Below are 21179 nucleotides of genomic sequence, written 5' to 3'. Positions count from 1 at the left end.
AAAGATAAACTCCTTCTTCCTATCCTAGGTACTGATCAAGATACTGCTCCATCTCGCGCTGCATGGCCAGAGCAGCCTCGCGTGCTTTCTCGGCAAAGTCAGGACCTGAGGAGGCGTAGATAATCCCGCGCGAAGAGTTTACCAACAGCCCGCACTGCTTGTTCATGCCTATTCGGGAAATGTCTTCCAGGCTACCGCCTTGCGCCCCTACCCCCGGAACGAGCAGGAAATGATTTGGCACGATGTCACGCACCCGCTGCACATAGTCTGCCTGTGTGGCTCCTACCACGTACATCATCTGGTCTGCAGGTCCCCAATCAGCGCTGGTGCGCAGTACCTGCTCAAACAAGTACTCCTCATTCCCATCCTCTAAGCGCAGCATCTGGAAGTCCTGACTGCCTGTGTTTGAGGTCAGCGCCAGTAAAATTACCCATTTATCGGGTTGCAGGAAGGGCTTCACAGAATCCGCCCCCATGTAAGGTGCCACCGTTACCGAGTCAAAGTTCAGGGTTTCGAAGAATGCGCGGGCATAAAGCTCCGCGGTATTGCCAATGTCCCCCCGCTTGGCGTCCGCAATCGTAAAAATATCTCCGGGTATTACCTGGAGCGTCTTCTCAAGGCTTACCCATCCTGCCGGTCCCTGCGCCTCATAAAAAGCGATATTGGGCTTGTAAGCTACGCAAAGGTCTGCCGTGGCTTCTATGATCTGCCTGTTAAACTCAAATACCGGATCTTCGGTATCGAGGAGGTGTTGTGGCAGTTTCTTAGGATCTGTGTCCAGGCCAACACACAGGTAAGACTTTTTCTTTAGTATCTGCTCGAAAAGCTGCTCTCTGGTCATGAGTCGGTAAGGCTATGGTTTCTACAAAAGTATGGGTTTTGCGTTTGGGGCAAAACAATTCATGCTCCCATTCACCTTCACATGCAACCTTTTGCTTGACTTAGGGTCTTCTTTATAAAGGCATTTCCTCTATGAAAAAGGTTTTAACTGTGTGCCTGCTGGCCTGTGCCCTACTGGTGCTGGCTGCCTGTAGCAAAGAGCAGGAGGCGACACCAGCCCCCTGGCTCAATAACATTTCGAAACTCTACGAGCATAACCAGAGCAAAATAGTCGTAACGGGAGGCATCGCGGGTACACTTACATTGAAAGAGGGGAACTGCATGCCCATCGTAAACAGGAACAGCTGCAAAGAATACCCGGTTAAAAGGGGGATTGTGCTGTACCCTTATCTTACCCTACAGGATGTAGAAATGAAGAACTATACCTTTTATACCCCCATTAGTGCTAAGCCCCTCCTAACCACTGAAACTGACGCAGAGGGCTTTTATGAAATAGAAATGCCCGCTGGCGTTTACTCCATCTTTATCCTGGAAGACGGGCAACTATATGCCAATGGTTTAGACGGACAGGGGGGCATTAACCCGGTGGTGGTAGAAGCTGGCAGCGTGAATAAAGTTAATCTCCGGCTGGACTACGCTGTTTACTAGGAAACTTCTCCCTTACAGGTGTGTAACCTGGACCTACCCTAAAACAGAAAGGGCTGCCCTTTTCCGGAGCAGCCCTTTCTCTGATCATTAGAGAAGCATTATCTTAAGTCAACCACGTTCACGCCTTTGTGCTTTGCTTTATTAAAGGTAAAAGCATCGGCAGCAAGGGTTGGGTTTGCCTGAAAGTTCTTAATGGTGTAAGTATAGCGGTTGCCGTTGTTACGGAACATTTGCCAGCTCTTCAGGGTCTTGTCTTTCTGGCTGATGTACAGGCGCACTTTGTAGATTGGGTTCTTGCGGTCTTCCGGCGATAGCTCGATCACATCGTACTTGCCTCCGTCAATCGTCTCGGTGCCAGCAAAGGCATACTTATAACCTTTCTTATACATGTCGAAGATTTTGCTTGGCGACATGGCCTCAGCCTCTTCGTCGCTCTCTGTGATGGTTACCTCGTTGGCATCTTTCAGGAATGTCCACATCAACTTACCGTCGCTGATAATTTCCTGTCCGCTCACTCCCAGGCGATATTTATCACCGCTCACCAGGATATTACCGTTCATCGTCTCCTTCACTTTCGCAGAAGGGTTTTCCAGCGTTTGAGCGAAGTCGGCTTTGAAAGCCTTCATCGTCTTATACTTCTGGCTCATGGCATTTAAGATTTTGCCGGCCTTCGGGTCTTGCTGCGCGAACGCCAGGTTCACTAACATTAGGGCAAGCAGTAGTAGAGATACAACTTTTTTCATGTCTTTTAACTATTGTATAGAGTTCTACTCTATGGTATTCAATAACTGTTCCAAACTGTACTCGTCCGGAATCAAAACCTCACGCGCCTTGCTTCCTTCGAACGGGCCAACGATACCGGCCGACTCCAGTTGATCGATCAAACGACCAGCACGGTTATAGCCCAGCTTCAGGCGGCGCTGTAAAAGGGAAGTGCTTCCCTGCTGGTGCTGCACGATCACCCGGGCCGCCTCCTCAAACAAAGGATCACGGTTAGACGGATCAAAATCGGCTTTCTCGTTGCCACTCTCGTCGCCCACGAACTCCGGCAGCAGGTACGCGTCGTCGTAGCCTTGCTGCTCCCCAATAAACTCACAGATGCGGTCTACCTCTGGCGTATCCACAAAAGCACATTGGATGCGGATCATGTCGGAGCCGATCGAGAATAGCATGTCCCCCTGACCAATCAACTGATCCGCACCACCAGCGTCCAGAATCGTGCGCGAGTCGATTTTGGAGGTTACTTTAAAGGAGATACGCGCCGGGAAGTTGGCCTTGATAATACCAGTGATCACGTTTACAGACGGTCGCTGGGTAGCTACTACCAGGTGAATACCGATAGCACGGGCCAGCTGCGCCAAGCGGGCAATCGGGGTTTCCACCTCTTTACCGGCTGTCATCATTAAGTCGGCCAACTCATCTATCACCAGCACGATGTACGGCATAAAGCGGTGACCCTTTTTCGGGTTCAGCTTGCGCTCCACAAATTTGCGGTTGTACTCCTTCAGGTTGCGGCAGCCCGCGTCCTTCAGCAGGTCGTAGCGCATGTCCATCTCCATACAGAGCGAGTTCAGGGTGTTCACCACCTTTTTGGTATCGGTGATGATGGCCTCATCGCTGTCTGGCAGCTTGGCCAGGAAGTGGCGCTCGATCTTGTTGAACAGCGAGAGCTCCACCTTTTTAGGGTCTACAAGCACGAACTTAAGCTGCGAAGGGTGACGCTTGTACAACAGTGAGGTCAGGATAGCGTTCAGACCAACGGATTTACCCTGGCCTGTAGCACCCGCCATCAGCAGGTGTGGCATTTTAGCCAGGTCGGTAATAAAGACCTCGTTCGTGATGGTCTTTCCGAAGGCTATCGGCAGGTCCATGTCACTCTTGCTGAACTTCTCTGTTGCCAGGATGGACTTGATCGGCACCATCTCCTTCTTCGTGTTCGGCACCTCAATACCGATGGTTCCTTTACCGGGAATCGGCGCGATGATACGGATACCCAAAGCTGCTAAGCTCAGGGCAATATCGTCCTCCAGGTTCTTGATCTTGGAGATACGCACCCCGGCATCCGGTACAATCTCATAAAGGGTAACAGTAGGGCCAATGGTTGCCTTGATGTTGGCAATGCTGATGTTGTAGTGGCCAAGCGTCTCGACGATCTTATCCTTATTCGCCTCCAGCTCCTCTTTGCTCACCTGTATTTTGTTGATGCCATAGTCGGTCAACAGCTCGATGTGCGGGTACTGGTAACGGGCTAGGTCCAGGGTGGGGTCATAATTTTCCATGGTGCCCCGGCTCTCCTCTTCCTCAGGCACCTCCTCTATCTGCAGGGCCATGTCGTCTTCCGCTTCCGCCGTTGTATCCTCCAGGAGCACGTCTTCCGGCAGATCAATATCCAACTCCAAGGCAGGGGTAGCTGGTTTAGCAGGCGCAGGCTTCTCTTCTTTTTTTTCTTCTTTTGGCTGAAGCGTACTCAGTTCCATCTCCAGCGCCCGGTCTATCTCCTCTTCCTCGTCCTCATCAAAAGGCACCTCTTCGTCAATATACTCTTCCTCCTCTTCTTCCAGTGAGGCGGTAGGGTCTGCATTGTGGTTGATATTTCTGGTGGAGGCGCCCATAACATCCCCTAGCGAGGAAGCATAGTTTTCTTGCGGAGCGGCAACTGGTTGTTCAGCAGTTTTGGTACCCCAGCCCCAGTTAATACTCGTGATGTTAAAGAAGAAGACCAGGAAGATAGTGAGCAGAAAGCCCAGTAACAGCCAGGAGCCCCAGCCAATCAGGCTGTTGAGCCAGATGGCTGTCTCGATGCCAATGCCCCCGCCCAAGAAGCCCATCTTGCCTACTGTACCAGAAGCAAAAACAATGTAGCCCATGGTTAGGCTTAGCCACAGCATCGAAAAGCTGCACAGGCCCAGCACATAGCTGAGGGAAACATTCACACGTTTAAAAACGATTTTGAGCCCCGAAAAGAACAGGACCGGGATGATAAAGAAAGCCCCGATGCCTACCAGGTCGTACATGAATAGGTGCGACAGCCAGGCCCCGAACAGGCCCAGCCAGTTCTCGGCCTCCTGCCCCGACTCTTTCAGGCCGGTGCCGCTGACGGTTTCCACCACGCTTTGGTCAGCGTTCCCCGTGAAAAGATAGGACACAAAAGCGATGGTCAGGAAAAAGGAGAAAAGCAGAAAGGTAAAGCCGGCCGCTAATTTAAAGCGGCGGTCCTGCAAAAATCCGATTCTGATGTTCAGGCTTGGTAACTTAAAAGATGGCTTCCAGTTCCGCTTGGGTTTCTTTGGCTTCTCCCCTTTCGGCACATTTGCCCTACGCGGCTCATTCTTACCCCGCACCTCATTCTTACGCCCTACGCTGAGCGTATCTTCTCTGTAAGTGTTCTTGGCCATACCCTCTGCTAAAGTTAAGATTCCAAATTTACAATTTTTCGCGGCATTGCCTCCAGTAAAAGGAAGGGATTCTGGATTATCCGGCGAGCAGCTTTCTATTGATTTTGCCTATCAGGGATGGACCTTCATAAATAAAGCCGGTATACAATTGTACGAGGTCTGCGCCTACCTGCAACTTTTCCACCGCATCTTCTGCCTGCATAATTCCTCCCACACCGATCAGCCGGATCGCTGGAGGAAGGAAAGTACGCAGGTGCTGAATTATCTGGGTCGCATGTGTTTTTAGGGGTTTGCCGCTGAGCCCGCCCATGCCGATCTCTGTGATCCGCTGCGCCGGGGTTAACAAGCCCTGTCGCCCTACTGTCGTGTTGGTGGCGATGAGCCCGCTTAGTTTGGCTTCTATGGCAATCTCGATGATGTCGTGCAGCTGCGCCAGGTTCAGGTCCGGGGCTATTTTAAGCAAGAGGGGCTTCGGCCTGGCCATTTTCTGGTTTTCTTCCTGCAAAGTAAGCAGCAGCTTTTGCAGCGGTTCCTTGTCCTGCAGAGCGCGCAGGTCGGGAGTGTTCGGAGAGCTAACGTTTACCACAAAGTAATCCACCACGGGGTATAGCGCCTTAAAGCAGTACAGGTAATCGTTCACAGCCTCTTCATTAGGCGTTACCTTGTTCTTGCCGATGTTGCCTCCGACAATGATGTTGCTCTTCCGCTTCTCCAGCCTTCGGACAGCAGCGTCCACTCCTTCGTTGTTAAAGCCCATGCGGTTGATGATGGCCTGGTCCTGCGGCAAACGGAACAAGCGTGGCTTCTCGTTACCAGACTGTGGTTTGGGCGTCAGGGTGCCGATCTCAACAAAGCCAAAGCCCAGCTCGGCCAGTTCATCTACCAGCTTGGCGTCTTTATCGAAGCCTGCGGCCAGCCCTACAGGGTTTGGGAATTTCAGCCCGAATAGTTCCCGTTCCAGTCGTGGGTCCTGCACCTGAAACATACTCTTGCTGATGTTTCGGGCAAAAGGCAGCATGAGGGAAGCACGAAGGGCATCGGTTGTAAGGTAATGCACTTGCTCAGGATCGAGCTGGAAAAGAAGCGGGCGCAGCAGGCTCTTGTACACGTTTTCGGATTTTGATTGCTGCCTGCAAAGATAAAAACCTACCGATAGCTTGCTTGGGAAAAAGGCGATTATCTTTTAAGCCGGAAACCAGCCCAATCCCTTACGTTATCCTGATGTCATACTTATCGAGCAGGCCTGCCACCCCATGGAGTGAGAATTTCGCTTTTTTGATGCTGTTTATCTCCGGATCAATACTAAAGTTAAAGGCGGCTGACAAATCCGCTTCTTTCAGTTCTGTTCTGTTAAAGATAGCGCGCTCCAGGTTGGTATTGTCAAACAAGGCTCCGGTCAGATTCGCAGCTGTAAAGTCCACGCTTTTCAGAGAGGTGTTGTAAAACCGGGTCTTTGTCATTCTCCTCTTGGCAAAAGAGGCATAATCGAGGATGCAGTTCTCGAAGCGAACCGAGAACAGAAAGTCTTCGCACTCACCAAAATTCAGCCCCGTTAACTTACAGTCCGTGAAAGCTACGTCCTGCAAGGAAGTGCCGCTCAGCTTCATCATCGCCAGGTTACAGCCTATAAAGCTACATTCAGTAAAACGGTTGTGAGAGAAATTACTGTCAGAAAAATCACAGTTCTTAAAGGTACAGTTTTCGAACTCCCGGCCCTTTATCTCTTTCCCGGAATAGCTGATCTTTTCAAAGGTCTTCCCCTCGTGGGTAAGTAATTCCATAAGCTTGATCTGGTCTGTTAGTAGTCCTTTAAAAAGCGGAAGGCATAAACATAGCACCGGAAGCCTGCCCCTGTACCACGAGTTTAAGTATTAACTCAACGCCTCTAAAGTTTAACTTTATAAATGTTAGTTGGCCCCTACACCCCTTCCTCCAGCTGGCCTGTCTTTCTGACAAACAACCTCCGGGACAGGGGTAACTTAACAACAGAAGGGCAGAAAGCAAAACCGTTCCCTTCTAAACTGTTGGCAGGCACAGGTGAGTCAGTAACAAACTATCAAGCAAATTAAAGCTGCACACGTATGCAGGAAGTGACACTGGGGGGGCGGTGCATCAACAGATACCAGGTGTTCCCTGGCCAGCCATACAGGATGGAATCCCTTACCTGGCTATGCAAGACTAGGACCTGCAAGGCGAATATAAAGTGGGCTCGGGCGTTCCCATTGAATTTGCGGCCAAAAAAGCTTTATACGTGCCGGTAACGAACTCCGAGACCCGGAATAGCGGCGGCTAGGGCGTTTTTGTAAAGAAAGAGGCGACCAGCAGCGCTGATGCAGAAACAGCGAACAAGTTTCTGAACAACCTGCAAGCCAACTATTTTAAAGAGCAGTATAGAAAGCCGGTTCTTTTAAATAAAAAGCGCTTACCTCCTCGTTTACAGTAGTACTATTAAAGAGCAGCTACCTGTTTAATTAAGCTTGCTTTTGTAAGCTAGCAGGGGAGCATGCACAGGCTAGGATCGCCTCTGTGTAAAGAAGACAACAAGGTTCATTGCCTAAAACACCCACACTTGTTTGCGCGGAAAGTCGATGATAAATTTTGACTTGCCTAGCAAAGCATAGTTTAAGGCCCCATCGTAGATAATGTCCTCAGAGGCTGCTTTACTTTCCATCCTTTTCTTACCTAATTGCACAGCTACCGTGCCCAGCTCTTTACGATGTGCCACCGTATCGCTTTGCAAGCCCCACTCATAGGCTGTTTGATATGAGAGGAGCAAGTCGTTTAAGTTGCCTGAGTCAAAAAGGAACCAATAGGGGCGTTTGTTATAGGGGATGTTGAGGAAGATCGTTAGTTCGTTCCCATCCAAGCCATTGGCAAAGCGGCTTGGCAAAACAGATATACTTCTTTTCAGCTTTCTGAAGGAAGCCGGTGTTTCCAAGATCAGCCTGTTCCCGGTTAGGTCAAGCGTCACCACTCTGTCGCTAAAGGATTTTAAGGACAGTACACCGTCAATTTTGGGGAGCCCCTCAGGCAGAATGCTCATCAGGTCCCACACGCCCACAGTAGGATGGAAGAACGTATTCGTCCCTATTTGGATGGTAACAGAATCGCTCCTCTGATACTTCAGCATTTCCCCGCTCATGCGGAAGGCGGTTGAATTTCCATAAGGAGCTTTGCCAAGCCGCCTGGCTATTTCAGGGGAAATGAACGTTTCGCCTCCTCCTGTGTCGAACAAAAAGCTGTAGGGCTGTCCTGCTATCGTAAGCTCTACTTTCTTTAATTGACTGATGTAGGTTTTCAAATGAATCGTGTCCTGCGCATTGCCTTCGTTAATAAGGCACAGGACGATGCTCAAGCATAAGAAAAGTATTTTCATACGGAGGGGGTTATAGCAAGCCTGGCCTGCTGTAGCGTGTATGGGAAAAGGCATCTTTAAACAGCATAACCTGGTTCTAGCTTGAAGAAGCTTTGTTCAGGTCTAGCTTCATCTGGTAAAGGTCGAACCCTTCTGCCCAGTAATCTTTTTCTACTTTTTCTAACTCAAAGCCAATCTTCTGATAAAATCCATACACCAACTGGGTCGTTCGCACAACAATTTTCTTTACGGCAGGGTCCTCCCTGATCTGATCAATTCTATAGCGTGTCAGTTTTTTTCCGATACCTTTTCCCTGGTAGTCAGGGTGAATGATATCCCAGGAGATCCGAACCGTTCTCCCGTTATCAAATCCGCCATTAAACCCGCCTGCTCCCACCAACATTCCTGCGTCTTCAACCACAAAATAGTTTTCGGCTTCCTGCTCAAGGTACTCGATAAAATCCTTTTCCTCATCCGGATGAAAGAACTCCGGCGTATTGAGCCGTAAAAGCTCAACGAGCTTTCCTTTGTCGTTACTGCTATATGCTCTGATCATTCCTATTAAATGTTGATTTTATATTTCCCGTAAGCTCTTGCTAAGGTTTCTTTCAAAAGAAGGCAGCTTTAATGGTTCTAGCTGGGCGCTATTCTTCTAAATGCCGGATCACCCGGCAAGGATTACCCGCAGCAAACACATCGGAGGGAATATCTTTGGTTACCACGCTTCCGGCCCCAATTACAGCCCGGTCTCCAATTGTGACACCAGGACATACCACAACACTGCCCCCTAGCCAAACGTCTTCTCCAATAGTGATCGGCTTGGCAAACTCAAGCCCTGAAGCTCGCTCTTTATGATTCATGGGGTGCGCCGCCGTGTAAAGCTGCACGTTTGGCCCAAACAAGGTCCTGCTGCCAATTATTACTGGCATCACATCGAGCACCACACAATTAAAGTTGAAAAATACCTTTTCGCCAATTTTTATATTCGTCCCATAGTCGCAATAGAATGGCGGCTGTATCCACAAGCCTTCCCCTGCTTCCGGAATCAGTTCTTTAAGAACGCGAGTTCGCGCTGCTACCTGGTCTTCCCGGCTGTCATTAAGTTGTTTGAGGAGTCGCCTTGCCTGCAACCTTTCCTCTGAGAGTTGTTTATCGAGCGCATCATACAACTCGCCTGAAAGCATTTTTTCTTTTTCTATTTTCATGGCATTTAGAGTGGAAGCCAAGGTAGTGTTCCTTCATTGGTCGTGATAATCGCCTGGCTTATAGCTTGTTTATTATTTTCATGAGTGTTTGAAAAGCGACTTGATTGTTGGCGGTTTGGTTAACTGTACCAGTTATAAAAGCCTTCTTTTCAGGAACAAAGAACGCTATGGTACCTGCAGAACCACAATGCCCAATAATTTTAGGCACTGCTTTGAACGGTGACAGTATCCTTGGTATGTAGAACAGTTGAACTCCAATGCCATATTTAAAGGGAAAAAAGATGGTATTCCATTTCTCAAGCCCTACCAAGTTCTTTTCCTGGAAAAAGTGCCCTTGAAAAAACGCTTTTAAAAACAGCATCAGGTCTTGTGCTGTACTGGCGATGTCTTTATTAGTAGACTTCCAGTAGGCATCAATGGTAATTTGAGTTTGCTTAAAGTAAACCGGCAAACAGTTGTCCGCCTTTGCGGACGGCAGCACAACAGTGTTGCGCATACCCAGTTCTTTAAATAATTCTGTAAGTGATTGGCGGATGGGCTTCCCTGTCACTAGTTCATGAATCCTTTCCAGCAACCGGAAGTTTGTCTCAGCGTAATTCGCTTTCCCTTTCTTGCCAGGCGGGAACTTCGGTTTCATTTCTTTCGTCACAGCAATCACCTTATCAAAGGGCCAGGATTGATTTTCCCCGTTCAAGATCAGGTCCATGTTTTTGCCCCCGCCAGGTTGCTTGTCTATTAAGTAACAAGGCAATCCTGAGGTATGCGATATTAAATGCTGTATGGTAATTTCGTCTGAGTAGTCCTTGTCACCAAGCTTCAACAACCCCTTCATCACTTCCAAAGGAAAGTATTCAGATATCTTATCCGATAAGCTTATAGTGTTTTCGTGGCAAAGCCGAAGTATCAACGCTGAGACCATCAGCTTGTTAATGCTTGCTATATAATATTGGTCTTCAATCCCAATATTACCCTGTGCACTTGTCAGTCCCAAGGAATTGTCTAAAGAGGAAACATGAAAAACAGCCCCATGTATGTTTTTGTGTGAGGCCGTTTTAGTTACGATTGTGTCTAGTGTAGCTTGTGTAATGTGATACATCCCTTTGTTATCCTGTGCGAACTGTTATGGCATTCTATGTCCCGCCCCAACAGAATCTTGCCGTTTACAGGACCTAATATAGCAGATAAAGGCAATAACTATCTGGCTTATACCTGCTTTATTTAAGCAGATAAACTTCTTTTAAGCTTCGTCTAACGCTACGCCTGCTAAGGCTTGGGCCAAAACATTAGGCTCTCCTTCAGCGAACAGCATGCTACCTTACCACGCACATTATTTACAGCTTTTCCTGCGCCTAGCAGATGCTTGCCCAGCCAACAAACACATGCTGTAGTTACTACCTGATTTATAACAACTTGATTAAAACAAAGGCTACCAAAAGGTATTATATTTATAAATTATTTGTTTAAATTGAATACTACTTCAAGTTAGCATTATTCTTCACATAAAACATTCTGGCATGGATTCACGTCGAGACTTTCTGCAAAAGCTTACCTTTTCGGCAATAGGCTTGCCCTTTTTAAGCCTTTCTGGCTCAACACTTACAGAAGCGTTTTACAAGCAACCCTATGAGGGACCGGTACTGCGGGTGGCCATTATGGGCTTAGGCAGCTACGGTAACCGGGTTGCCGAGGCGATGCAGTCCTGCAAGAGGGCTAAAGTAACAGGAGTGATCAGTGGCACGCCCTCCAAGATCAAAGACTGGCAGAGCAAGTACGGCATTCCGGCGAAGAACTGCTATAACTACGAGAACTTCGACCGCATAAAAGACAATCCAGATGTCGATGCCGTGTACGTAATCACGCCGAACTCCCTCCACCACAACCACGTGATTCGGGCGGCCAGGGCTGGTAAACACGTTATCTGTGAAAAGCCCATGGCCGTCAACGCCAAAGAAGGACAGGAAATGGTGGATGCCTGCAACAAAGCCAACGTGAAACTGCTGGTGGGCTACAGAATGCACTTCGAGCCCAAAACACTGGAGGTAATCCGGATGCGCCAAGCAGGGGAACTGGGCAAGATCATGTTCTTTCAGGGGCTGTCCGGCTTTAGAATAGGAGATCCTACCCAGTGGCGACTTAACAAGCAATTAGCCGGAGGCGGTTCGCTCATGGACATTGGCATTTACTCCATTAACGGGGCCCGCTACATGGTAGGCGAAGACCCGGTTTGGGTAACAGCAGTAGAGACAAAAACCGACGAGGTGAAATTTAAAGAAGGCGTAGACGAGACGATCCAGTTCCAGCTGGGTTTCCCTGGTGGAGCGGTTGCCTCCTGTTTGTCGACCTACAACATGGGTAACCTGGACCGCTTTTTCCTAAACGGGCAGGACGGTTTTGCTGAGTTGCAGCCGGCCACCGGCTATGGCCCTATCAAAGGCCGCACGCATAAAGGAGAGTTAACCCAGCCGCACTACACCCACCAAACCATACAAATGGATGAAATGGCAGGAATTATACTGGATGGCAAAAAACCCGTGGTGCCTGTGGATGGCGAAGAAGGGTTAAAAGACCTTAAAATTATTGACGCCATCTACCTGGCAGCGAAAACAGGTAAAAAGGTGGACCTGAAATTATAAGTACTGCCTCAGCCCTTTCCTGCTTCCGATCATATTAGAGGAAAGTCCATTATCCGTCTTGAATCTCAACTGATAATGGACTTTCTTCTTATTATTGTTTTGGTGTCCTGTCTTCTTAAAAGCATAAAAGCCGAATGAAACGAACTCGCAAAGACCAGATAGCGGGTCTCTATGCTCTTTAAGCACCTTAAAGACAACGCTTGCTAAGCGATTGAACTTGCCGAAGGCTTCCTCCCTTTACACAGTCCTTGTTGCGGCAGCCTGCTCTGCTTTATGATCGTACTTAAATAACAGAAGCTCTTCATCGTCATTTGGCAAGAACGTTGTTCTGCAGAAATAAAACCCCAGCTTTTTTAGTAACTTTTGAGAAGCGAAGTTGTCTTTTATGGTAATGGCTTTCAGCTCAGATATCCCGAACTCTTCAATACCAGCTCGTTTGATCTCATTGGCAGCTTCAAAAGCATATCCCATCTTCTCGTGTTCGGGCAGAAACGCAAAGCCTATATCTATTCCTTCCAAACCTTCTCTGTCATACAGCCCGCATGTACCAACTTTAACATTAGCTGCCTTCTGAATCACTGTGTAGTTCGAGAAACCTAACCGCTCCAGTTGAGGCCGCATTCTGCGCCTTATGTATTCCGCAGCATCTTCTATGGATTTAACATTCCTGTCACCTATGTACTTTATCCATTTTGGGGTATTTAGTAACTCATAAATGAAAGAAGCATCCTCTTCTGAGGTTGGTTTGAGAATTAACCTTTCCGTTTCAAATGACTTGTAAGGATCCATTAGACAGTTTAAACTAGTGATGGCTCGGAAAAAGCAATTTAAAGTATTTTTCAGCTGCTGTAGTCTTCATTTCTTCTACTGTCCTCCCCTTGTTCTAAGAAATGCTAGCGACATTTCTCTACAGGCTAGCTTCTTGCTAGTTGTTTGCCCAGGCATACTACCTTCTCTCCCAAAGCTCCGTTCCTAAATACAGGTGCTCTGTTAACAGCTTTTCATAAACTTTATCAACAATGTCACCATTCAGGAAAACGACATACCCATTCTTAGTACTGCCAGTGTACTCACCCAGTCATCTTTACCTGCATGCAATAACGCATAGTCCCCCGTGCTGAAGTCCGTGAGTTTCTCCCAACCCAGCCCGAAAAAAGCCTCCCTGTGTTGAATATCACTCTGCTCGTGATAGAATTTGAGATCTTTGTGAACTGCCTTGGCTAGATACTCAAAGTCACACTAATTCCCCCCTTCAAACAATATGCTGTCCTGCTTTTTAAAGCCAGGAACAGTTCAGAGTTTTTGGAACCTGCCTGTGGACAAAACCTACTGAGAACAACAGGATCAGCAGACTTATAAATGGATGCTTCATGTCAGTTTCGTTCATCTTTGCCTAATACTCTTGTTAGCAGGAGTGCTACTTCTACTAACAGCACTATAAGAGCACTTTAGCGGAAAGCCTCGCAGGCAAGCTTCTTCAGCACAGAAAGCGGCACTTAACTTCTTGGGTGGTAGTCTGTGATCACCTGCTTCAGATAGTCTCTGTCCAGGTGGGTATAGATCTCGGTGGTAGTGATAGACTCGTGGCCCAGCATTTCCTGTACGGCACGCAGGTCAGCACCGCCTTCTATCAAATGCGTGGCAAAGGAATGGCGGAAGGTATGCGGACTAATTGTTTTCTGTATGCCTGCCTTGGCAGCCAGGTCTTTGATGATGGTAAAAACCATGACCCGCGACATCTTCGCCCCTCTGCGGTTCAGAAACAGGATGTCCTCATGCCCTTTCTTGATTTTAAGGTGGCAGCGAATGCCCTCGCGGTACAGTTTGATGTGCTTTAACGCGTCCCGCCCAATGGGCACCAGGCGCTCCTTATCGCCCTTACCGGCTATTTTCAGGAAGCCCGCGTCCTCATAAAGGTGACTTATCCGCAGATCAAGCAACTCCGACACACGCAATCCGGAGCTGTAAAGCGTTTCGAGCATGGCCCGGTTACGGGTGCCCTCCGGGGTAGAAAGGTCAATGGCGGCTAACAACTGCTCGATCTCGTGGAAGTGAAGCGTGTCGGGCAACTTCCGATCCAGTTTGGGGGCCTCAATGGTATCGGTGGGGTCTGTCTGCAGCATGTCCTCCATGATCAGGAATTTGTAAAAGGCGCGTATGCCGGACAGGGTGCGGGCCTGCGAGTGTGCTGTCATACCCAGTTCTGCTATCCACTCCAGAAAGTCCCGGAGGTGGGCTGGCGTTACCTCTTCGGGCGAAACACCCAGGCCTTTTATGTCCAGGAAGTCGATCAGCTTGCGAATGTCACGGCCATACGCTTCCACTGAGTGCCGCGACAGCGACTTCTCCAACTTCAGATACTCTCCGAATTGCTTGCTGCAAATAGACCAGTTCATTTTCCTGTGAAGAAGGAGTTTAAGATGAAGGACAAAAGAGGCTGACGGAAGGCCTTTCCGGCGAAGCACGGGAAAGCGGCTTGCGCTTAATCCTTTGTCTAAATTCTTTTGACAAAAACGATAGCAAAGATAGTTAATCCTTACCTTTGTTTTTTCGGAAAATTGCAAAAAGCACCTTCCCTTCTATGAAAATACTCATCCTGAACGGCCCAAACCTGAACCTGCTGGGCATACGCGAGAAGTCCGTGTACGGCAACCGCTCTTTTGAAGACTATTTCGACGAACTGAAAGAAGCCTTTCCGGCACTGGAGCTTTCTTATTTCCAGTCGAACACAGAGGGCACGCTGATCGATAAGCTGCACGAAGTGGGGTTTGGGGATTACAAAGGCATTGTGTTTAATGCCGGTGCCTACACACATACGTCTGTCGCCCTTTCGGATGCGATTAAGGCCATTGATACCCCCGTGATAGAGGTACACATCTCTAATGTATACGCCCGCGAGGCCTTCCGGCATAAGAGCATGATCGCACCGCACTGTAAGGGCAGTATCGCCGGGTTCGGGCTGGAAAGTTACCGGCTTGCCCTCCAGTACTTTGAGCGCCAAAAGCCAAAAAGGATTGGTTTTAACGCCTAAGGGCGTAACCTAGACAGCTGCTCCTTCGTTTGATATTAGATTATCAGAACAAATATAGCATATATACTATACTATTTATAACTTCCCTCTATGCTCAACTTTTATCCAGGCCCTTCCAAGGTGTACCCCGAGGTGCGCAACTACCTTGTAGATGCGTATGACGAGGGTATACTGAGTACGCCGCACAGGGGGGAGCAGTTTGTTCAGATGACCCGCGCTGTAGTAGGCTCGGTAAAGCGCCGGCTTAACATCCCGCAGGATTACTACATCTTCTTCACTTCCTCTGCCACCGAGTGCTGGGAGGTGCTGATTCAGAGCCTGACCAAGCATAAGAGTTCTCACATCTACAACGGCTCTTTCGGGGAAAAGTGGTATCAGTATGCCCAAAAGCTAAGGCCAGCCGCCGAGGGGTTTTCTTTTGACTTGAATGCTCCTATGCCTGTGGAGCAACTAAACATTAGTGCAGACACGGAGCTGATCTGTTTTACCCACAACGAAACCTCTAATGGTACCCAGGTAAGCCCAACAACCATCCTGAACCTGCACAACCGCTACCGCGACACGCTTATAGCCGTGGACGCGACCTCCAGCATGGCGGGCCTGAACCTGAAGGTGATTAAAGCAGACATCTGGTTCGCATCTGCCCAAAAGTGCTTTGGCCTGCCGGCCGGGCTGGCTGTGATGGCCTGCTCTCCCAGGGCTATTTTCCGGGCAAAGCAAATGGGGGAACGCGCGCACTATAACAGCCTCGTATCCATGTACGAGAAGATGCTGAACTACCAGACCACGCACACCCCCAACGTGCTGAATATCTACTTGCTGAAGAGGGCGCTCGAAGACAGGCCGTTCATCAAGACCATTGACCTGGAGTTGACAGACCGGGCACAGGAGCTATATACCTTCTTTGAGCAGTTCTCCGATTTTCAGCTACTGGTGGAGAACGAAGAAGTACGCTCTAAAACGGTCTTAGCTTTACAGGGGAACGAGAAGCTGATAGATGATATCAAGAAGCGGGCCCTGCACCACAACATGCGCCTGGGCAACGGATACGGCCCCTGGGCCCGCAATACCTTCCGGATTGCCAACTTCCCGGCCATCCTCAACGAAGAATACGAAGAGCTGAAACGCTTTTTCCTGCACTATTACGCCTAAGCCTGCTACCTTTGCCGTTTAAGTGGCGCCAAGGACTGTTTGCTTCATTAGCGACCCTGTCTGGCACAGGTGTACCCGCGGCCACTTAGCAACGGAACAAACCACAATTTAACAATCAGGCCATGTTCAGCTTAAAAGAAATAGCCTCTGTCACGCTTATTCTTTTTGCCGTGATCGATATTATCGGATCTATTCCCATCATCATCGACCTGCGCAAGCGGGAAGGGAAAATTGAGTCCGAAAAAGCTACGGTCGTATCGGGTATCCTGATGATCATCTTCCTGTTTCTGGGCCAGTCTATCCTGCAGCTGTTCGGCATTGATTTTCAGTCCTTCGCCATGGCAGGTGCCATCATTATTTTCCTAATAGGCCTAGAGATGATCCTGGGCAAGGACTTTTTCCATACCGATCCTGAAACCAAGAGTGGCTCCATCGTACCCCTGGCCTTCCCCCTGATTGTCGGGGCCGGTACTATGACCACGCTGCTGTCCTTACGGGCTGCTTATTCCCTGCCCAACGTGCTGGTTGGCATTGTCCTGAACCTGGTCTTTGTTTACCTCGTGCTTAAATCCTCCAGCTGGATAGAGCGCAAGCTCGGGAAAGACGGTGCGAACGTGCTCCGCAAAGTGTTCGGAATCATCCTGCTGGCCATTGCAATTAAACTGTTCAAAACAAATTTGTAGTATTTGAAAACAGGAAGACCGAAGAAAACATTTACTCAACTTACCGTTCAGGTTTTCTCGCATCTTCAAAATTGATATATGATAGAATTATTTACCGATGGTGCTTCACGTGGAAACCCAGGGCCGGGAGGCTATGGCGTGATTCTGCGCTGGAAGCAGCATGTAAAAGAAATTACCCAGGGCTTCCGGAAAACCACCAACAACCGCATGGAACTGCTGGCCGTGATTGTAGGTCTGGAGGCTATTACCAAGCCCGGCATACCCGTTACCATTTACTCCGACTCTAAGTACGTGGTAGATGCGGTGGAAAAGCGCTGGGTGTTCGGATGGCAGAAAAAGGGCTTTAAAGGCAAAGCCAACGCCGACCTGTGGGCCCACTTTCTGCGGGTGTACGCGAAGCACAACGTTCGCTTCGTGTGGATAAAAGGCCATGCGGGCCACCCCGAGAATGAACGCTGCGATGAACTGGCCGTGGCCAGCGCCCTCTCTCCTAACCTGCTAGTTGACGAGGGCTTCGAATCCGGTGCATCCCAGCCAAGTTAAACTTTCAACTCCAAACAACTTAATCTTGAATAATTGAATCAGGAGTGATTAGAAAACCTGTAAGTCGCTTTTACTATTTAAAAGCCTCTTCTCTTCCTTCTTTTGCTCATAGTGCTGTGATTCAAAACTCAACTATTTAGTCCTTTAAATAAAATGGGTAACAGCTACTTCCAGTTCAAGCGGTTTCGGGTAGAGCAGGATAAGTGCGCCATGAAAGTGTGCACCGACTCCTGCGTGTTCGGTGCTTACGTGGAGGCGGAAGACACCAGAAGGGTATTGGATATTGGGGCTGGCACAGGACTGCTGTCGTTGATGGTGGCGCAGCGCACAGGGGCAAAAATAGATGCAGTAGAGATAAACCCGGAGGCACAGCAACAGGCAAGAGATAATTTTGAGCGGAGCCCCTGGGCGGAGCGCTTGACTTTGCATCCGATGCCCTTACAGGAATTTGCCCCGCAAAACCAACAGCCGTACGACCTTATTCTCTCTAACCCGCCCTTTTTCCTTTCTTCCTTAAGATCTCCTGACGCAGCCCGTAATACGGCCCGCCATAGTGGGGAGCTCTTTTTTGAGGACATTACGGCTTTCACTAGTCAGCATCTTCGCCCAGAGGGGAAGCTATGCCTGCTCCTGCCTCCTCCTGAGGCAGCCCTCTTTCAGAAGAAGGCGCAGTTGCAAGGGCTACACCTGGCAGAGACACTAGAAGTATACACTTACCACGGGGGCAAATGCATCCGACACATCCAGACCTATACTTTTTCTCCCACAGCCACTCCTACTGTTAAAAGCTTCTATATCCGGGAAGCAGACAAGGTAACCTATACCCCTGCTTTTGCAGCACTGCTAAACGATTACTATCTCATTTTCTAGAGGCAGAGGAAAGCCTGCTACACGTGCTCCACTATCCGCTCCTTTTCCACAAACTGTATCCCATACTCCTCCAATTCGTCCAACACAGGCGCATACAGTTCAGGATAAATGGGTATGACCACCCCGCGGTAGGTAATCTTGCCCTGTAGCATCCGCTTGGCAAGGATTCCTACTGGCAAGCCCACAGTCTTGGCCATGGCCGTCTGCACTTCGTCCTCTCCTGTAACGACCAAGGACGAGGTCACTTCGCGCCGCTCTCCCTGCAGTTCATACTCAAACAGGTGCTGCATCACGATCATGTCCTTATCACCCGGAGCGAGCGTCCATTTCTCCTTCAGAATCTTTTCCAGTATCTGTGCAGGGGTAGCGCCTGCCAGTGCTACCGGCGTATTATCAAACAGCCCCAGCCATTCCAGCTTCTCCACCACTTCTCCGTCGGCTGGTATCCCTAGGTATTCACTTATACGCGTTGCCATTGTTTGCCCAGGAGATGAAGCGGGCGGCAGGAAGGACTCCACAAAAGTGCGGTAAGTCATGTGCTCGGAGTTACTGAGCGCATAACTGTCATCGGTCAGGCCCAACTGCACGAACACGTTCCAGCCCTCGCAATAACCTGGGCGACGCAGGGTGCCGCGCAGCATCGTCGGGATGTCCAATAGTTCGTAAGGCTCGCGGTAGCTTAGGGAGTCTCGGTTGGCATAGCCCTCAAAGTGGCCGTAACCTTCCACATAAAACGCATCCGTACGCTGAAACAGCTTGTGGTAAGGAATGTACTTGTACTGCCCCTCTTTGATGTACTTGGCTGTTCCCTGCCCTGCCAGCACCACGTTGCGCGGGTTCCAGGTAAACTTGTAATGCCAGGGATTGTTGTCTGATTCCGGTGCTACCAGGCCTCCTGTAAAAGATTTAAAAGAAGTTAGCCTGCCTCCTTCTGCCTTAATGCGCCGGATCACCGCCATGGCCGACATATGGTCTATCCCGGGGTCCAGCCCCGACTCCATCAGAATAGTGAGGTTCTTTTCCTGTGCCTCCTGGTGCAGCGCCAGTATTGCCGGTGATACATAACTGGCTGTGATCAGGTTCTTCCCCTGTTTCAGGCACTCCCGTGCTACTTCTAGGTGAAAAGCAGCTGGTAACAAAGAAATCACCAGGTCCGCCTTACGCACCTCCTGGGCTCGTTGCGCTTCGTTGTGCACGTCAAAGGGAATGGCTTGGGCAAAGCTCACAGCTTCTGTCAGAGGCCGAAGGTGGGCAACCGTAATGTCACCAATAGTTATTTGCCATTTCTCGGCAGTTGCCTGGTCGAACAGGTAACGGATGAGTGACAGGGCCGAACGGCCTGCGCCAAGGAGCAAGATTTTTTTCATAGTGGGTCGTGGTTTCCATTTAATTTAAACATTACGGCCTGCAAGGCAAACCCATTCCATGGTTTTGTCAGAATATTAGCTTAAATTTATAGCCCTTTTCTATTTTCCAGACCTATTCGTGACGAAATGGCAAGTGAACTGAACATAAACATCAGCATCGACGTGCTGGACCAAACCGAGCTAAGTGACCAGGAGCGCGAGGCCATGCAGCTAGCCCAGGAGGCAGCCAACGATGCCTACGCCCCTTATTCTAACTTTCTGGTAGGCGCAGCACTCGTATTAGAAGATGGTAGTATGTTCAAAGGTAGCAACCAGGAAAATGCGGCCTATCCCTCCGGACTGTGCGCGGAGCGTACAGCCCTTTTTGCAATGAGTGCGCATTATCCGAACAAGAAGATCAAGATGATGGCGGTGACGGCTCGCCGGCGCAGCGAAGAAACATACTTGCCAGCCATGCCCTGCGGCGCCTGCCGGCAAGTAATGGCGGAGTATGAACACAAGCAACAGGAGAATATCCCTGTGCTACTGCAAACCGCTGATGGCAAGTTTTACCGGTTTCGTAAAGTAGCCGACCTCTTGCCGTTCCTGTTCACGAAAGACAATCTCTAAACCCCGACAGCCGTGTGGATGCGGCTCCAACGAAACGAGAACAGCAGACATTGGAAGAACATAAGCTAAGCGTTCCCCGCACAGCCCGATACTACTCCTTAGGCACCCCCTCCGATCAAACCAGGCACTTGTGGCTCGTATGCCACGGCTACGGGCAACTGGCCCGCTATTTTCTGCGCCACTTTCAGCCGCTGGATGATGGGAAAACGGTCATTATAGCACCGGAGGCCTTGTCGCGCTTTTACCTCGATGGCTTTTCCGGAAGAGTAGGTGCAACTTGGATGACAAAAGAGGACCGCCTGTCGGAGATAGACGACCAGGCCACCTACTTAAACCTGCTGCTGGAGGAACAGCTGAAGCAACTGCCGGAAGATGTGCAGGTCACGGTGCTGGGCTTCTCCCAGGGAGGAGCCACGGTAAGCCGCTGGTTCACTAACACCTCCCTGCCAGTGCACCGCCTTGTCCTCTGGGCCGCCGCATTCCCCGAAGACATTGACTTTACCACCGGCAAAGCGGCATTTACGGGCCTGCCCGTACACGTGGTCTACGGCACCCGGGACGAGTTCATCACGCCTGAGAAGCTACAGCAGCAAGAAAAGCTTTTGGCTAAGCTTGGCATCGCTCCTGTGTTCTATACCTTTGAAGGCGGCCACACCATACATGGGGAAACACTTTTAACGCTGAACAGCAACAGTTGACCAGAAAAGACTGTGCTTATTCTTACAGGACAACCTTGTCTGCTTATAGCTAACAAAGCCTACATGGATATTGTCGTTGTTGGCCTTTCTTACTAGCCATGCACTAGCAATATCATCTTATCCTTCCTAAGCGACCTACCCTCCTAAACA

At 49.5% G+C, this 21179-nt stretch carries 21 protein-coding genes; 9 read left to right on the top strand and 12 right to left on the bottom strand.

Going from position 1 to position 21179, the window contains the following annotated elements; all coding sequences use genetic code 11:
• Positions 1-19 precede the first annotated feature (19 nt).
• Positions 20-841, bottom strand: coding sequence for an orotidine-5'-phosphate decarboxylase (gene pyrF, locus CHB92_RS08755; RefSeq protein WP_089318807.1), 822 nt, complete (start codon positions 839-841; stop codon positions 20-22).
• Positions 842-972: 131 nt separating this feature from the next.
• Between pyrF and CHB92_RS08750 the strand changes: the two genes are divergently transcribed.
• Positions 973-1488: a hypothetical protein gene (locus tag CHB92_RS08750; RefSeq protein WP_089318806.1), complete on the top strand. Its 516-nt coding sequence runs from the start codon at positions 973-975 to the stop codon at positions 1486-1488.
• Positions 1489-1586: 98 nt separating this feature from the next.
• Here CHB92_RS08750 and CHB92_RS08745 read toward each other — a convergent pair whose 3' ends face one another.
• From CHB92_RS08745 to CHB92_RS08710, 8 genes are all read right to left on the bottom strand, one after another.
• On the bottom strand, positions 1587-2231 hold the full coding sequence (locus CHB92_RS08745) for a LolA family protein (protein ID WP_089318805.1): 645 nt from the start codon (positions 2229-2231) through the stop codon (positions 1587-1589).
• A gap of 24 nt (positions 2232-2255) precedes the next feature.
• Positions 2256-4883 carry an FtsK/SpoIIIE family DNA translocase gene (locus CHB92_RS08740; protein ID WP_089318804.1) on the bottom strand — a complete coding sequence of 876 codons (2628 nt, stop codon included), beginning with the start codon at positions 4881-4883 and terminating at the stop codon, positions 2256-2258.
• A 76-nt stretch (positions 4884-4959) separates the two neighbouring features.
• Positions 4960-5991: a quinone-dependent dihydroorotate dehydrogenase gene (locus CHB92_RS08735; protein WP_089318803.1), complete on the bottom strand. Its 1032-nt coding sequence runs from the start codon at positions 5989-5991 to the stop codon at positions 4960-4962.
• 100 nt (positions 5992-6091) lie between these two features.
• Entirely contained in the window at positions 6092-6664 is a 573-nt protein-coding gene (locus CHB92_RS08730; protein ID WP_089318802.1) for a pentapeptide repeat-containing protein, read from the bottom strand.
• Positions 6665-7437: 773 nt separating this feature from the next.
• Positions 7438-8259 carry a retropepsin-like aspartic protease gene (locus tag CHB92_RS08725; RefSeq protein WP_179222994.1) on the bottom strand — a complete coding sequence of 274 codons (822 nt, stop codon included), beginning with the start codon at positions 8257-8259 and terminating at the stop codon, positions 7438-7440.
• A 76-nt stretch (positions 8260-8335) separates the two neighbouring features.
• A complete protein-coding gene (locus CHB92_RS08720) occupies positions 8336-8794 on the bottom strand; it encodes a GNAT family N-acetyltransferase (protein WP_089318800.1) in 459 nt (152 codons plus the stop codon).
• A gap of 88 nt (positions 8795-8882) precedes the next feature.
• A complete protein-coding gene (locus CHB92_RS08715) occupies positions 8883-9443 on the bottom strand; it encodes a sugar O-acetyltransferase (RefSeq protein ID WP_089318799.1) in 561 nt (186 codons plus the stop codon).
• A 58-nt stretch (positions 9444-9501) separates the two neighbouring features.
• The gene (locus CHB92_RS08710) at positions 9502-10539 is read right to left on the bottom strand and encodes a serine hydrolase domain-containing protein (protein ID WP_089318798.1); all 1038 of its coding nucleotides are present in this window, start codon (positions 10537-10539) and stop codon (positions 9502-9504) included.
• 418 nt (positions 10540-10957) lie between these two features.
• On the opposite strand from CHB92_RS08710, the gene CHB92_RS08705 reads away from it, so the two are divergent.
• On the top strand, positions 10958-12076 hold the full coding sequence (locus CHB92_RS08705; RefSeq protein WP_089318797.1) for a Gfo/Idh/MocA family protein: 1119 nt from the start codon (positions 10958-10960) through the stop codon (positions 12074-12076).
• Between the two features lie 237 nt (positions 12077-12313).
• Here the strand turns inward: CHB92_RS08705 and CHB92_RS08700 are convergent, their stop codons facing one another.
• Positions 12314-12865, bottom strand: a complete 552-nt coding sequence (locus CHB92_RS08700) for a GNAT family N-acetyltransferase (protein WP_089318796.1) — start codon at positions 12863-12865, stop codon at positions 12314-12316.
• A gap of 707 nt (positions 12866-13572) precedes the next feature.
• The gene (gene xerD / locus CHB92_RS08695; protein ID WP_089318795.1) at positions 13573-14472 is read right to left on the bottom strand and encodes a site-specific tyrosine recombinase XerD; all 900 of its coding nucleotides are present in this window, start codon (positions 14470-14472) and stop codon (positions 13573-13575) included.
• Between the two features lie 185 nt (positions 14473-14657).
• On the opposite strand from xerD, the gene aroQ reads away from it, so the two are divergent.
• The 5 genes from aroQ (at position 14658) to CHB92_RS08670 (ending at position 18355) form a co-directional block, all read left to right on the top strand.
• Complete coding sequence (aroQ, locus tag CHB92_RS08690) at positions 14658-15107, top strand: type II 3-dehydroquinate dehydratase (protein ID WP_089318794.1); 450 nt, start codon at positions 14658-14660, stop codon at positions 15105-15107.
• Positions 15108-15197: 90 nt separating this feature from the next.
• The gene (locus CHB92_RS08685) at positions 15198-16259 is read left to right on the top strand and encodes an aminotransferase class V-fold PLP-dependent enzyme (RefSeq protein WP_089318793.1); all 1062 of its coding nucleotides are present in this window, start codon (positions 15198-15200) and stop codon (positions 16257-16259) included.
• Positions 16260-16381: 122 nt separating this feature from the next.
• A complete protein-coding gene (locus CHB92_RS08680; protein WP_089318792.1) occupies positions 16382-16942 on the top strand; it encodes a MarC family protein in 561 nt (186 codons plus the stop codon).
• Between the two features lie 78 nt (positions 16943-17020).
• Positions 17021-17485 (top strand): ribonuclease HI, encoded by a 465-nt coding sequence (rnhA, locus tag CHB92_RS08675; protein WP_089318791.1) that lies wholly within the window; start codon positions 17021-17023, stop codon positions 17483-17485.
• Between the two features lie 153 nt (positions 17486-17638).
• A complete protein-coding gene (locus CHB92_RS08670) occupies positions 17639-18355 on the top strand; it encodes a tRNA1(Val) (adenine(37)-N6)-methyltransferase (protein ID WP_089318790.1) in 717 nt (238 codons plus the stop codon).
• 17 nt (positions 18356-18372) lie between these two features.
• On the opposite strand, the gene CHB92_RS08665 is transcribed toward CHB92_RS08670, so the two are convergent.
• Positions 18373-19722, bottom strand: coding sequence for a saccharopine dehydrogenase family protein (locus CHB92_RS08665; RefSeq protein ID WP_089318789.1), 1350 nt, complete (start codon positions 19720-19722; stop codon positions 18373-18375).
• A gap of 126 nt (positions 19723-19848) precedes the next feature.
• On the opposite strand from CHB92_RS08665, the gene cdd reads away from it, so the two are divergent.
• Together cdd and CHB92_RS08655 are read left to right on the top strand one after the other, a co-directional pair.
• Positions 19849-20331, top strand: a complete 483-nt coding sequence (gene cdd / locus CHB92_RS08660; protein WP_089318788.1) for a cytidine deaminase — start codon at positions 19849-19851, stop codon at positions 20329-20331.
• Between the two features lie 14 nt (positions 20332-20345).
• Entirely contained in the window at positions 20346-21029 is a 684-nt protein-coding gene (locus tag CHB92_RS08655; protein WP_245842398.1) for an alpha/beta hydrolase, read from the top strand.
• Positions 21030-21179: the final 150 nt, after the last annotated feature.

It is taken from the genome of Pontibacter ummariensis, from assembly GCF_900188175.1.
In the GTDB taxonomy this organism is placed as follows: domain Bacteria; phylum Bacteroidota; class Bacteroidia; order Cytophagales; family Hymenobacteraceae; genus Pontibacter; species Pontibacter ummariensis.
This window is presented reverse-complemented; position numbering and strand designations above follow the sequence as displayed.

Excerpts from the sequence above, each read along its gene's own strand:
- CHB92_RS08705 (WP_089318797.1), top strand. The coding sequence starts at position 10,958 with ATGGATTCACGTCGAGACTTTCTGCAAAAGCTTACCTTTTCGGCAATA.
- CHB92_RS08700 (WP_089318796.1), bottom strand. The coding sequence starts at position 12,865 with ATGGATCCTTACAAGTCATTTGAAACGGAAAGGTTAATTCTCAAACCA.
- CHB92_RS08680 (WP_089318792.1), top strand. The coding sequence starts at position 16,382 with ATGTTCAGCTTAAAAGAAATAGCCTCTGTCACGCTTATTCTTTTTGCC.
- CHB92_RS08685 (WP_089318793.1), top strand. The coding sequence starts at position 15,198 with ATGCTCAACTTTTATCCAGGCCCTTCCAAGGTGTACCCCGAGGTGCGC.
- CHB92_RS08710 (WP_089318798.1), bottom strand. The coding sequence starts at position 10,539 with ATGTATCACATTACACAAGCTACACTAGACACAATCGTAACTAAAACG.
- CHB92_RS08740 (WP_089318804.1), bottom strand. The coding sequence starts at position 4,883 with ATGGCCAAGAACACTTACAGAGAAGATACGCTCAGCGTAGGGCGTAAG.
- CHB92_RS08750 (WP_089318806.1), top strand. The coding sequence starts at position 973 with ATGAAAAAGGTTTTAACTGTGTGCCTGCTGGCCTGTGCCCTACTGGTG.
- rnhA (WP_089318791.1), top strand. The coding sequence starts at position 17,021 with ATGATAGAATTATTTACCGATGGTGCTTCACGTGGAAACCCAGGGCCG.
- cdd (WP_089318788.1), top strand. The coding sequence starts at position 19,849 with ATGGCAAGTGAACTGAACATAAACATCAGCATCGACGTGCTGGACCAA.
- aroQ (WP_089318794.1), top strand. The coding sequence starts at position 14,658 with ATGAAAATACTCATCCTGAACGGCCCAAACCTGAACCTGCTGGGCATA.
- CHB92_RS08745 (WP_089318805.1), bottom strand. The coding sequence starts at position 2,231 with ATGAAAAAAGTTGTATCTCTACTACTGCTTGCCCTAATGTTAGTGAAC.
- CHB92_RS08725 (WP_179222994.1), bottom strand. The coding sequence starts at position 8,259 with ATGAAAATACTTTTCTTATGCTTGAGCATCGTCCTGTGCCTTATTAAC.
- pyrF (WP_089318807.1), bottom strand. The coding sequence starts at position 841 with ATGACCAGAGAGCAGCTTTTCGAGCAGATACTAAAGAAAAAGTCTTAC.
- CHB92_RS08670 (WP_089318790.1), top strand. The coding sequence starts at position 17,639 with ATGGGTAACAGCTACTTCCAGTTCAAGCGGTTTCGGGTAGAGCAGGAT.
- CHB92_RS08715 (WP_089318799.1), bottom strand. The coding sequence starts at position 9,443 with ATGAAAATAGAAAAAGAAAAAATGCTTTCAGGCGAGTTGTATGATGCG.
- CHB92_RS08665 (WP_089318789.1), bottom strand. The coding sequence starts at position 19,722 with ATGAAAAAAATCTTGCTCCTTGGCGCAGGCCGTTCGGCCCTGTCACTC.
- xerD (WP_089318795.1), bottom strand. The coding sequence starts at position 14,472 with ATGAACTGGTCTATTTGCAGCAAGCAATTCGGAGAGTATCTGAAGTTG.
- CHB92_RS08730 (WP_089318802.1), bottom strand. The coding sequence starts at position 6,664 with ATGGAATTACTTACCCACGAGGGGAAGACCTTTGAAAAGATCAGCTAT.
- CHB92_RS08720 (WP_089318800.1), bottom strand. The coding sequence starts at position 8,794 with ATGATCAGAGCATATAGCAGTAACGACAAAGGAAAGCTCGTTGAGCTT.